Source organism: Frankia gtarii, from assembly GCF_025403375.1.
In the GTDB taxonomy this organism is placed as follows: Bacteria; Actinomycetota; Actinomycetes; order Frankiales; family Frankiaceae; genus Frankia; species Frankia gtarii.
Map to the genome: position 1 here is coordinate 19,112 of NZ_JAMPTM010000047.1, position 12,384 is coordinate 31,495.

The window sequence follows — 12,384 nt, forward strand, 5'->3', positions numbered from 1 at the left end:
AGCCGCGGGCGTTACCCCGCCAGTCTATCCATCATCACCCCGAGCGTCCCAGCGACCGAGATCGGCGAGGACGACCGCGGACGCGACGACGCCGGCGGTGGAGGTACGTAGCACGGTCGGACCCAGGCGCGCCGCCGCGGCGCCGGCCCGACGCAGCGCGTCCACCTCCGCCTCGGCGATGCCGCCCTCGGGCCCCACGACCAGCAGAATCTCCGCGGCGCCCACGTCCGCGGCGCCGAGGCGAGCCAAACCCACCAGCGGGTCGCCGGCCTGCTCGTGCAGCACCACGGCGAGCGCCGCCGACGCCACCCGCCGGGTCAGCTCCGCCGTCCCGACCAGGGCACCGACCACCGGCCAGTGCAGCCGGTGGGACTGCTTCGACGCCTCCGCCGCGGCCCGGACCCAGCGTTCCCGGGCCCGCGCGCCACGCTCGCCCTCCCAGCGGACCACCGACCGCGCCGCCGACCACGGCACGATCTCGTCGACGCCGACCTCGGTCAGCATCTCCACCGCCCGCTCGCCGCGGTCGCCCTTGGCCAGCGCCTGCACGACGACGAGACGCGGACGGGGCGCCACCGCGTCGACCCGTCGGCGCACCGCGCAGTCGATCTCGTCGCGCCGGACCGCCACGACGGCGCACTCCAACCCCGCCCCATGACCGTCAGTGACGTCCACCGGCTCGCCTGGCCGCAACCGGCGCACCGTCGCCGCATGACGCCCCTCGGGGCCGGCCAAGGTGAACACGTCCGCGGTGGGCAGCGGGGACAGCCGGAACAGCGCGTTGGTCAGTGGAGGTCCTCTCCGGCGGGAAACGAGCGTCGGTCGGCCCTGGGGCCGACCGTGACGGCGGGTTAGCGCCCGCGCCGCGCGCCGCGACGGCGGAACAACCCGCTCGCGCCGCCGCCGGTGGAGCCGCCCACGACCGCGGGCGCCTCCTCGTCGCGGATCTTCGCCAGCTCCCGCAGCAGCCGCTCCTGCTCCGCGTCCAGCTTCGTCGGCGTCTCCACGTTGATGTGGATGTGCAGGTGCCCCCGCCCGGCGGCGCGCAGGTGCGGAACGCCACGGCCGGCGAGCTTGATGACCTCGCCCGGCTGGGTGCCCGGCTTCACCGCGATGGTCTCGGTGCCGTCGAGGGTCTCCAGGGTGGCGGAGGTGCCCAGCGCCGCCGAGGTCATCGGCAGCGGCAGCTCACAGTGCAGATCGTCGCCCTCGCGGGTGAACACCTGATGCTGGCGCTCGGAGACCTCGACGTAGAGGTCGCCGGGCGGCCCGCCACCGGGACCGACCTCGCCCTCCCCGGACAGCCGGATGCGCATCCCGTCCTCGACACCGGAAGGGATCTTCACCGTCAGGGTGCGGCGCTTGCGAACCCGACCGTCCCCGCCGCAGTCGCGGCAGGGATGCTCGATCAGCGTGCCGGTACCCGAGCAGCGCGGGCATGGGCGAGAGGTCACCATCTGCCCGAGAAAGGATCGGGTGACCTGCTGGACCTCCCCCCGACCGCCGCAGGTGCCGCAGGTCGAGGGATGGGTGCCGGGGGCAGCCCCGGCACCGGTGCAGGTCGAGCACACGGCCGCCGTGTCCACGGTGATCTCGCGGGTGGCGCCGAAGGCGGTCTCGGCCAGGTCCAGCTCGATCCGCAGCAGCGCGTCGTTGCCGCGCCGGACCCGGGAGCGGGGGCCGCGGGCCGTCCCGCCGCCGAAGAAGGCGTCCATGATGTCGCCGAGCCCACCGAAGCCGGCGCCGAACGGCGAGCCGGCACCCCCACCACCGCCACCGGGCGCGAGCGGGTCACCGCCCAGGTCGACGATCTGGCGCTTCTCCGGGTCAGAGAGCACCTCGTAGGCCGCGGTCACCCCGCGGAAACGCTGCTGCGCTTCCGGGTCGGGGTTGACGTCTGGATGCAGTTCCCGGGCGAGTTTGCGGTAGGCCCGTTTGATCTCGTCGTTCGACGCGTCTCGGCGCACGCCGAGCACTGCGTAGTAGTCCACGGCCATCAGTCGGCACCCAAGAGTTCACCCACGTATTTGGCGACGGCCCGGACGGCCGCCATCGTCCACGGATAGTCCATGCGCATCGGGCCGACCACTCCCATTCCGCCCAGGGCGAAAGGACCGCGGCCGTAGCCGGTGGCCACCACTGCGGTCGTCCGCAGGGCGTCCACGTCCGTCTCTCGACCGATGCGTACCGTTACAGTACCGGTCTCGCGGGCCGAGCCGATGAGCTTCATCAACACGACCTGCTCCTCGAGCGCCTCCAGTATCGACCGCAACGAATCGGCGAAGTCGACCGAGGCCCTGGTGAGGTTCGCCGTGCCGGCCATGGCGAGGCGCTCTTCCGGGCGCTCCGCCAGGGATTCCAGCACCACCCCGGTCATCGTCGCCAGGCACGGCCGCAGCTCGGGGCGGGTCTGGTCGGACAGAGTGGCGACGACCTCGGGTGCGTCGGCCAGCCGTTGGCCGGCCAGCGCGCAGTTGAGGGTCGCCCGGAGCTCGCCTGCGATCTCGTCGTCCACGGGCGTGAGGCTGTCGATGATCCGCTGCTCGACCCGCCCGGTATCGGTGATCATCACCATGAGCATCCGGCGCGGCCCGAGGGTCACAACCTCGATGTGCCGGACGCTGCTGCTCGACAGCGACGGGTACTGCACCACCGCCACCTGGCGGGTGAGCTGGGCGAGCAGGCGAACCGAGCGGCGCACGACATCATCGAGATCGACCGCGCCCTCCAGGAAGCTCTGGATGGCCCGCCGCTCGGCCCGGGACAGCGGCTTCACCCCGGACAACCGGTCGACGAACAACCGATAGCCCTTGTCTGTCGGAATACGCCCGGCGCTGGTGTGGGGCTGCGTGATGTAGCCCTCTTCCTCCAGCGCGGACATGTCATTACGGACAGTAGCCGGCGAGACGCCGAGACTATGACGCTCCGCCAGCGCCTTGGAACCCACCGGCTCGTTACTGAGGACAAAGTCCTCCACGATCGCCCGTAGGACTTCGAGCCGCCGATCCTCTAGCATGCGGTCGCACCCCCTTCACCAAGCGGGACGTGGCCGGGCCACGGTGCGCGCACCTGCACCGACGGACACCGGGCCTGGCACTCGGCCGCAGTGAGTGCCAAGTGTAGCCGCCGGCCCTGTTTGAAGCACAGAACATGAGCCGCTCCACGAATGGCAGGTGAGGAGCTGGCGACATCCTTCCCACCGAACGACCACGGGGGCACCCCGGTTCCGCACCGCCGCAGCCGCGCCCGATCGGGCGCCGGTCAGTCGGGCAGCAACGCCCGAACCACCGTGTCGGTGAGCAGACGACCACGCCGGGTCAACCGCACTCGGTCGAACTCGAGCGCACCCGGTTCGATCAGGCCTGATCGGGCGAGGTCCGCGCAGGCCGCCAGTCCGGCTTCGTCGAGCTCGGCGACGCCGAGCCCCTCCGCCAGCCGCACCCCCAGCATGACGCGCTCGACCCGGCGGGTGGACGCGTCGAGTTCCTCGCGCGCCGCGGCCGGACTGCGCTGGGCGGCGAGACGGGCGGCGTACTCCGCCGGATGGCGCACGTTCCACCACCGCACGCCGCCGACGTGGCTGTGAGCCCCCGGGCCGAAGCCCCACCAGTGATCGCCTCGCCAGTAGCCCAGGTTGTGCCGGGAGCGGGTGGCAGAATCCCGCGACCAGTTGCTGACCTCGTAGTTGGTCAGCCCGGCGGAGGTGAGGATCTCGTCGGCGAGCAGGTAGCGGTCGGCTAGCAGGTCGTCGTCCGGCTCGAGCAGCTCACCGCGGCGCACCCGGCGCGACAGCTTGGTGCCCTCCTCCACGGTCAGCGCGTAGGCGCTGACGTGGTCCGGCCCCAGCTGCACGGCCGCCCGCAGGCTCGCCGCCCAGTCGGCCTCGGACTCACCCGGAGCCCCGTAGATCAGGTCGAGACTCACCTGTTCGAACCCGGCCTTGCGCGCCCAGCGCATCACCTCGGAGACCCGCCCGGGGGTGTGCCGACGGTCCAACGCCGCCAGCACATGCGGCCGGTCGCTCTGCATGCCGAACGAGATCCGCGTGTAGCCCGCTGCGCGCAGCTGCTCGAGCTGGGCCGGATCGACCGACTCCGGGTTCGCCTCGGTGGTGACCTCCGCGTCGGCGGCGAGCCCGAACTCGGCGTCCAGGGCACGCAGCAGGCGGGCGAGGTCGCCCGCGGAGAGCAGGGTCGGCGTGCCCCCGCCGACGAACACGGTCGAGATGGCCACGTCGACGTCGCCCAGCACCGCCCGGGCCAGCCGGATCTCCTGCGTGGCGATGTCGACGAAGGTCGTCAGGCCCACCGAGGAGACCAGCGCGCCGCCCAGGTCCGCCGCCGTGTAGGTGTTGAAGTCACAGTAGCCGCAGCGCGCCGCGCAGTAGGGCACGTGCACGTACGCCCCGAACGCGCGCTCGGTCAACTCGGCCAGCGCGGCCGGCGGGAGAGCGCCGTCGTCGGGCGGAGGTGACCCGTCGGGAGGCTTTTGTGGCATGCCCCCAGTGTGCCCCCAACGCAGGGGGTTGTAGCAACGCCACGTTTGTCAAGCGCACGAGCGGGCCGCCGATGGCCACGCCGGGACCACGGCGGGACAAGCATCGGAAACGGCCAGCCCGGCTGCGCAGACGAGACGTCGAGCACGTTTTGTCACCGTTGTGTACGGAGGATCGGATATGGGCGGGCCATCGTGGCCCGGTCGAGCCCGATGCGAAAAGATCAGGGCATGGACGATGACGTACGGGCCGTTTTCGAGGAGATCTCCGAGCTGCTCCCGCCCCGAACCACCGTGTATCGTTCCAGCGCCGCCGCGCCCGCCGGTGATCTTCCGGTCGCCGAACCGGCGACCGAACCGATCCGCCTGCCGGCGAGCCCGCTGTAGGTCACTTGGTCGTCGCGGACTTCCCGGTGTCGGTGGACAGCGCGGCGATGAACGCCTCCTGCGGGACCTCGACCCGCCCGATAGTCTTCATCCGCTTCTTGCCCTCCTTCTGCTTCTCCAGCAGCTTGCGCTTGCGGGTGATGTCACCGCCGTAGCACTTGGCCAGCACGTCCTTGCGGATCGCCCGGATGTTCTCCCGGGCGATGATCCGGCTGCCGATCGCCGCCTGGATCGGCACCTCGAACTGCTGGCGGGGGATCAGCTCGCGCAACTTGGTCGTCATCGCCACACCGTAGGAGTACGCCTTCTCCCGGTGGACGATGGCCGAGAAGGCGTCGACGGTCTCGCCCTGCAGGAGAATGTCGACCTTGACCAGGTCGGCGAGCTGCTCCCCGGCCTGGTCGTAGTCGAGGCTGGCGTATCCACGGGTGCGGGACTTCAGCGCGTCGAAGAAGTCGAAGATGATCTCACCCAGCGGCAGGGTGTACTTGAGCTCGACCCGGTCGGCCGACAGGTAGTCCATCCCCTTGAGCACGCCGCGCCGGCCCTGGCAGAGCTCCATGACCGCGCCGACGAAGTCGGTGGGCAGCAGCAGCATCGCGTCGACGATCGGTTCGTACACCTCGGCGATCTTGCCGCCGGGCCAGTCGCTGGGGTTGGTCACGGTGACCTCGGAGAGATCCTCCATCACCACCCGGTAGACGACGTTCGGCGCGGTGGAGATCAGCGTCAGGTTGAACTCGCGCTCGAGGCGCTCCCGGACGATCTCCAGGTGCAGCAGGCCGAGGAAGCCGCAGCGGAAGCCGAAGCCGAGCGCCGCCGACGTCTCCGGCTCGTAGGTCAGGGCGGCGTCGTTGAGCTGGAGCTTGTCGAGTGCCTCCCGCAGCGCCGGGTACTCGCTGCCGTCGATCGGGTACAGCCCCGAATACACCATCGGCAGCGGATCCCGGTAGCCGCCGAGCATCTCCGTGGCCGGATGGCGGGCAGTGGTGACGGTGTCGCCCACCCGGGCCTGGCGGACGTCCTTCACCCCGGGGATGACGTAGCCGACCTCGCCGACCGACAGTGAGCCCGTCGGATGCGGATCCGGCGAGATCACCCCGACCTCGAGCGTCTCGTGGCTGGCGCCCGTCGACATCATCAGGCAGCGGTCCCTGGTGGTCAGGGTGCCGTCGATGACCCGGACGTAGGTGATGACGCCGCGGTAGACGTCGTAGACGCTGTCGAAGATCATCGCACGGGCAGGTCCGGCGGGGTTGCCGACCGGCGCGGGCACCTGCCGGACGATCTCGTTGAGCAGCTCCGGCACGCCCTGGCCGGTCTTGCCCGACACGCGCAGCACGTCGCCCGGGTCGCAGCCGATGATCGCCGCGATCTCCTCGGCGTACTTCTCCGGCTGGGCGGCCGGCAGATCGATCTTGTTCAGCACGGGGATGATGGTCAGGTCGTTCTCGATGGCGAGGTAGAGGTTCGCCAGCGTCTGGGCCTCGATCCCCTGCGCGGCGTCAACCAGCAGGACCGCGCCCTCGCAGGCGGCCAGCGACCGGCTCACCTCGTAGCTGAAGTCGACGTGGCCGGGCGTGTCGATGAGATGCAGGATGTAGTCCTGCCCATCCTGCGCCTGCCAGGGCAGCCGCACGTTCTGAGCCTTGATGGTGATCCCACGCTCGCGCTCGATGTCCATCCGGTCGAGGTACTGGGCGCGCATGTTGCGGGCGTCGACGACCCCGGTCACACCGAGCATCCGGTCGGCAAGGGTCGACTTGCCGTGGTCGATGTGGGCGATGATGCAGAAGTTGCGGATCATCGCGGGGTCGGCGCCGGGCGCCAGGTGCGGGGCTGCGGACACGCGGAAGGTTCTCGTTTCGCTCGCGGTGGTCACGGGAGCGTGTCCCGTGCCGGGATCTGGGTCGACCTATCCTTCATCGTGCCAGGAGCCGGCACGGAGGTTGCGCCGGTGCACCGGCCGCCACCGGTTTGGTATTCTGGGTGCCGCCTTGGTGGGCCGCATCGCCGTGCCAAGCGGTCCGGCCGCTCCGCCTCCCGGTGACACCGGGTTCGGCGCAGGTGGCCGGCTTGCTGAGGCGCCGGTAGTCCGGGCCGCCGTGCGCGGCCGGCATCCGTATGATGACGTGTCCGCACCATCCCGACTCGACAACCAGAGGTTCCTTCGCGTGGCCAACATCAAGTCGCAGATCAAGCGCAACCTCACCAACGAGAAGCGGCGGCTGCGCAACAAGGCTGTCAAGTCCGAGCTCAAGACGCACGTGCGCCGCTTCCGCGACGCGGTCGAGGCGGGCGACGCCGATCGCGCCAGCGCGACCCTTCGGGCCGCCTCCCGCAAGCTGGACAAGGCCGTCAGCAAGGGTGTCATCCACCCGAACCAGGCCGCCAACAAGAAGTCGGCGCTGGCCCGCGCGCACGCTAGCCTGACCGCCAGCTGAAACCGCGCGGCGGAGCCGGGGCGCCACGGGTGCTCCGGCTTTTCTGCGTGCCCGCACTGTCCGCCGCCCTCAGCGTGACCGACATGGCGCCTACCGGGTAGCTGGGTCGCCCGGCGGGTTGCGTGCCGTCGCGGGATCCGAGTCCGCCGGATCGCGGTCCGCCGGATCGCGGTCCGCGGGGTGGAGCATTCGGTCGAGCACCTCGTGGTAGGCGACCATCGCGGCGACGACCAGCGGCAGGACGCCCACCACCCAGGCGCTCGCCAGATCCCCCAGCGCGACGACCACCGTGACCAGTGCGGTGACGGTCATGAGCAGCGCGCGCATCCAGCCGGCGGGCAGGACCCGCAGCCCGAACCAGCCGCCCGGCGGCGGCGCGTCGGAGTCGTCGGGCTTCCCGGCGTCGCGCCCCTGAGCCGGCCCGGGCCGGCCACCCGCGCCGCCCTGCGACGGGGACGACTCGTCCGGCGGTGGCTGTACCCCGGTCAAGGACGCCCACCACGGTGGGCCCGGTCCCGGGGGAAGGACCGCGCCGCGGCCACCTCGCGCAGGAGCTTCTCCAGCGCGTAGCCGGCGTCCATGGACGCCCCCTTCACACCGGCGTCCGCCGTCGCCGACGCGCGCAACGCGAGCCCCAGGCCCGGATCGGACCAGGCACGCGCCGAACGTTGCGCCTTCTCGATCTTCCAGTCGGGCATGCCGAGCGCGCGGGCGAGGTCCCACTTCGTCCCCGGACCCGCCGAGGACACCCGAGCGAGATCCCGCAGGCCGCCGGCAACGGCACTGGAGATCAGCACGGCCGCGGTCCCCCCCTCCATCGCCTGGCGCAGCAGCGTCAGCGCCTGTGGCAGGTCACCGCCGATGATCGCGTCGGCGACAGCAAACCCGCTGGCCTCGGCGCGCCCCCGGTGGAAGCGGGCCACCGCGGCCTCGTCCAGCAGGCCGCCCTCGGTGTCGGCGACGAGCTGGTCGCACACGGCGGCGAGCTCGCGCAGATCGCCACCGACGGCATCGAGCAGGGCCCGCACGGCGCCATCGCTGATCCGCCCGCCGAGGCGGCGGACCTCGGCGACCACGAAGTCGTGCCGGTCCCGCGGCCTGGTGATCTTCGTGGCCGGGATGACACGGGCGCCCGCCGCCTTCATGGCGTCGGCCAGCTTGCGATTCTTCACCGCGCCGCTGTGCACGAGCACCAGGATGACGTCGTCGAGGGGATGGCTGAGGTAGGCCAGCAGCGCGTCGCGCAACTCCTCCCCGAGGTCCTGCACCCCCCGGACAACGACCGCCCGGCCACCGCCGAACATCGACGTGGCGCCGAGATCCACCACGTCCGCCTCGGTGAGCTCGGCGCCGTCCCGGTCCACGATCTCCACCTCGGGATCGCGGGCGCGGGCCGCGTCGAGCACCTCGCGAACGGCTCGGCCCACGAGCAGATCCTCGTCACCGGTGACGAGCACGAGCGGGGGCGCTGAAGAAGCTGGCACGCGGGTGAGCATGTCACGATCCGTTCCCCGACCGGTGGCGCACCACCGAGACCGGGTCGCGCTCCGCCGCCGCGGGCCGGGCCGACGGTTTCACTTCGGGCCCGGGACATCGCTGGCCTGGCTGGCCGGTTCCGGGCGGTGTTCCCGGTGCGACCACGGCGAGCGCCCCGTCCCGGTCGGTTCGGGCGACGGACATCCCGGCCCGCCGCAGCGTGCGCAGGGTCGATGCCGCCGGATGGCCGTAGTCGTTGCCCGTGCCGACGCTGATCAGCGCGAAGCGGGCTCCGGTCGCCGCAAGAAAAGCGGAATCCTGGTTGGCGGACCCGTGGTGCGGAACCTTGAGGACGTCGGCCCGCAGTTCGGCCCGGGCCTGCGGGTCGCCGACCGACAGCCGTTGGGCGGTCGCCTCCACATCCCCGGTGAGCAGGACACGCGCGGCGCCGACCCGGGCGGAGAGCACCAGGCTGTCATTGTTGGGATCGCTGTCGGTACCGTGCAGGACGGTCCGGGGCGCCAGCACCGTCCAGCAGACCGCGCCTGCCCGACCCCCGGCGCCGGCTCCGATGGTGCGCAGCGGCACACCCGCCCGGTCCACCCATCGACGGACCGAACGCCACTGGCCCGCCGGCTCCCGCAACGGGCCGACCAGCACCTCCCCCACCGGCAGCCGGCCGAGCACCCCGGGGAGTCCGCCGACGTGATCCGCGTGCAGGTGGCTCAGGACAATCATCGGTAGGCGGCGCACGCCGAGCTCGTCGAGGCAGCGGGCGAGCAGATCCGGATCGGGCCCCGCGTCGACCAGCACCGCACTGCCGGGCCCAGCCGAGAGCACCAGCGCGTCCCCCTGCCCGACGTCGCAGGCCACCATCCGCCAGCCGGCGGGTGGCCACGAGGCGAACCGCTCGACGACGGCGCAGCGCGCCAGGAGCAGGCCGACGACGGCCGCGGCGGCCACCCGGCGCCCCCACCGCCGGCGCAGTACCGCCACCGCGGCGACCACGGCGAGCGCCGCCGCGGTGGCCCCCAGGACTCCCCCGGGCCAGCCGACAGTGGCCGCCGGGAGATGAGCGCAGCGACGCGCGACCGTCACCAACCACCAGCAGGGCAGGTCCGCGACGTGGGCAAGCAACCGCGCGAGCGGTGGCGACACGGCTGCGACGACCAGGACTGCGATGCCCAGCATGGTCGCCACGGGCACCGCCACCACGGCGAGGACGTTCGCGGGGATCGCGATCAAACTCAGGCCGCCGCCGATCCACGCCAGCAGCGGCGTGCAGGCGAGCTGCGCGGCCGCCGCCACCGCGAGCACCTCGGCGAGCCGGTCGGGCAGCCGCCGCGCGAGGGCTGCGTGCCACCCCGTCGCAAAAACAATCATTCCGCCGGTGGCCAGGACGGACAGCGCGAAGCCGACGGAGACCGCGAGGGCGGGCTGCGCCAGGACGAGCACGGTGACGCTCGCGGCGAGGGCAGGCAGGACTGCCCGGGGCCGGCCGACGGCGAACGCCGCCAGTCCGATGAGCCCCATCACGGCGGCACGCAGCACACTGGCGGAGGGTCGGGCGAGCACGACGAACCCGAGCAGCGCGGCCGCGCCGCCCGCCGCCCGCCAGCGCAGACCGCGCCGCGCCCAGGCCGACACGACCAGGGCGGATGCGGTGACGACGGCGACGTTGCCGCCGGAGACCGCGGTCAGGTGTGACATCCCGGCCTGGCGGAAGTCAGCACGCAGGCCCTCGTCGAGGCCGGACACATCCCCGACGACGAGCGCCGGGAGCAGGCCCCGCCGCGGTTCGGGCAACCCGGCGGCCGCATCGCGCAGGCCGGCCCGCAGCCGGCCGGCGAAACGCTGCAGCGCGGCGGGTTCCCCTCGCAGGCGTGGCGCTCCGGTGGCCAGCACGACCGCGGCAACGGTGTCGCCGGCCCGGGGAACGGCGAAGCGGCCGACGACGTCCAGACGCTGGCTGGGCAGCAGACCACCCCAGCCGGCGCCCCGCCCGAGCAGGACCGCTGAGGCGCGCAACCGCACCGCGACGGGCCCGGCGGCAACCCGCTCCAACCGGACGGGCACGACGAACGTCGTGGCGGCGCCCGTCGGCGGACCGACCGAGGGCGCGGACGTGGCGGCCCGCCGCGGATCGTCCGTGACAACGACCCGCGCGGTCATCGCCGCCCCCCGCCGCACCAGGTCGGCGAGCGGGCCCGTGTCGCCGGGACGCGTCGCCAGCCCGCCGGCGAGGACTCCAGCGGCGAGAAACACCACGGCCGTCAGGGCCGCCGCGGCAGCCGGGGCCAGGGGGTCACCGTCGCCGTCGATGGGCGCCGACGCCGCGCCGCGCCCGCTGCCGGTACGGCGAACGCGCACCAGGCGGGCCCGGGCCAGCAGGCCCACCGGCACCGTCAGGACTGCGGCGGCGGCGACGGCGAGCGCGGCGTCCGGCAGCGACCAGCGGACCGCGACCGCGGCGCCGGCCCAGGCCGCCAGCGCGGGCATGACCAGCCGGGCGTCGGCCGGCTGCGCCGCGGGCGACGATGGGGGCAGTGCGAGGCCAGTCTCCATGCCCAGCGTGACCATCGCCGTGTCACACCTTCACCAGCGGCAGCAGGTCCGCCAGCCGCTTGTCACCGAGACCGGTGACCTCCCCGAGCTGTTCCGGCGAACGGAAGGGACCATGCTCGGTGCGCCACGCGACGATGCGCCCTGCCAGCACCGGACCGACTCCGGGCAGGCCGTCGAGCTGCTCGGAGCTGGCGCTGTTCAGGTTGATCGGACCGCTCTGCCCGCCCCCGCCGCCATCGGAGCCCTCGCTCGTACCAGCGACGGCGGACGCGGCCACGGCAGGCGCCGGGACAGCCCTGGCGGGCGGGGGCCCGGGACGGCCGTCGACAAGGATCTGTTCACCGTCGACCAGCACCCGGGCGAGCCCGATGCCGGTCGTGTCCGTGCCGGCGAGCACTCCCCCGACCCGGTCGATCGCGTCGACCACCCGCGATCCGGCAGGCAGCCGGACCACGCCGGGCCGCGTCACCCTGCCGGCGACGTCGACCACCACCTCGGCGGCGGTACCGGTGCTGGCCGCCGGAGACGCGACCGCGGTCACCGCGCCCGCCGCGGCGGTCCGGACGAGAGCCGTCCTGGCGTCGACGGAGCCCCCGGCCGGGGTCCCGTCCGGCGCCGTGACCACCACCGAGGGCCGCAGGGCGGGCGCGGCGACTGACACCGGCCGATGCTGCCAGGCGAACCAGGTGGCGAGGAGCGCGGCCGCGAGCGCGACCAGGGCAAGGACCAGCGTCGCGCTCGCGGCCGGCGCCGTCACCACGTCGCGCAGGCTGGCCGGGAACCGGCGCGTCAGTCGCTCGCGAACCCCAGGCCAGCCACGCTCCGACGGGACGGGACGATCGACGATGACGCCGCCATCGGTGCCACGCGGGGTGGATCGCCCGTCTGCGTCGTCGTCGCCGCGGTCGGCCCATCCCAGGACAGCGGCGTCGGCGTCGGACCACTCGTCGTCGTCGGCGAAGAGGCCTTCGCGCACCCCGATGGGCGGCGGCGGCTCGCCTGCGGGTGGGAGCGATTC

11 protein-coding genes are annotated in these 12,384 nt (G+C 72.9%); 2 read left to right on the forward strand and 9 right to left on the reverse strand.

Annotated elements, in window-relative coordinates:
* Window positions 1–24: 24 nt before the first annotated feature.
* From NBZ83_RS09910 to hemW, 4 genes are all read right to left on the reverse strand, one after another.
* Window positions 25–777, reverse strand: a complete 753-nt coding sequence (locus NBZ83_RS09910; RefSeq protein WP_261568475.1) for a 16S rRNA (uracil(1498)-N(3))-methyltransferase — start codon at window positions 775–777, stop codon at window positions 25–27.
* Between the two features lie 74 nt (window positions 778–851).
* A complete protein-coding gene (dnaJ, locus tag NBZ83_RS09915) occupies window positions 852–1,997 on the reverse strand; it encodes a molecular chaperone DnaJ (RefSeq protein WP_261568466.1) in 1,146 nt (381 codons plus the stop codon).
* Complete coding sequence (hrcA, locus tag NBZ83_RS09920; protein ID WP_163551733.1) at window positions 1,997–3,016, reverse strand: heat-inducible transcriptional repressor HrcA; 1,020 nt, start codon at window positions 3,014–3,016, stop codon at window positions 1,997–1,999. The genes dnaJ and hrcA overlap by 1 nt, the downstream gene beginning before the upstream one ends.
* Window positions 3,017–3,261: 245 nt before the next feature.
* Complete coding sequence (hemW, locus tag NBZ83_RS09925) at window positions 3,262–4,497, reverse strand: radical SAM family heme chaperone HemW (RefSeq protein ID WP_261568467.1); 1,236 nt, start codon at window positions 4,495–4,497, stop codon at window positions 3,262–3,264.
* A 228-nt stretch (window positions 4,498–4,725) separates the two neighbouring features.
* Between hemW and NBZ83_RS09930 the strand changes: the two genes are divergently transcribed.
* Entirely contained in the window at window positions 4,726–4,881 is a 156-nt protein-coding gene (locus tag NBZ83_RS09930) for a hypothetical protein (protein ID WP_261568468.1), read from the forward strand.
* Window position 4,882: 1 nt separating this feature from the next.
* On the opposite strand, the gene lepA is transcribed toward NBZ83_RS09930, so the two are convergent.
* On the reverse strand, window positions 4,883–6,730 hold the full coding sequence (lepA, locus tag NBZ83_RS09935) for a translation elongation factor 4 (protein WP_308203347.1): 1,848 nt from the start codon (window positions 6,728–6,730) through the stop codon (window positions 4,883–4,885).
* 325 nt (window positions 6,731–7,055) lie between these two features.
* Between lepA and rpsT the strand changes: the two genes are divergently transcribed.
* Entirely contained in the window at window positions 7,056–7,325 is a 270-nt protein-coding gene (gene rpsT, locus NBZ83_RS09940) for a 30S ribosomal protein S20 (RefSeq protein WP_261568469.1), read from the forward strand.
* A gap of 90 nt (window positions 7,326–7,415) precedes the next feature.
* Here rpsT and NBZ83_RS09945 read toward each other — a convergent pair whose 3' ends face one another.
* From NBZ83_RS09945 to NBZ83_RS09960, 4 genes are all read right to left on the reverse strand, one after another.
* A complete protein-coding gene (locus tag NBZ83_RS09945; RefSeq protein WP_261568470.1) occupies window positions 7,416–7,814 on the reverse strand; it encodes a hypothetical protein in 399 nt (132 codons plus the stop codon).
* Window positions 7,811–8,821 carry a DNA polymerase III subunit delta gene (holA, locus tag NBZ83_RS09950; protein WP_261568471.1) on the reverse strand — a complete coding sequence of 337 codons (1,011 nt, stop codon included), beginning with the start codon at window positions 8,819–8,821 and terminating at the stop codon, window positions 7,811–7,813. The genes NBZ83_RS09945 and holA overlap by 4 nt, the downstream gene beginning before the upstream one ends.
* 1 nt (window position 8,822) lies before the next feature.
* Entirely contained in the window at window positions 8,823–11,381 is a 2,559-nt protein-coding gene (locus tag NBZ83_RS09955) for a ComEC/Rec2 family competence protein (RefSeq protein WP_261568472.1), read from the reverse strand.
* A gap of 7 nt (window positions 11,382–11,388) precedes the next feature.
* The coding region (locus NBZ83_RS09960) for a ComEA family DNA-binding protein (RefSeq protein WP_308203781.1) at window positions 11,389–12,384 on the reverse strand (996 nt) is incomplete at its 5' end.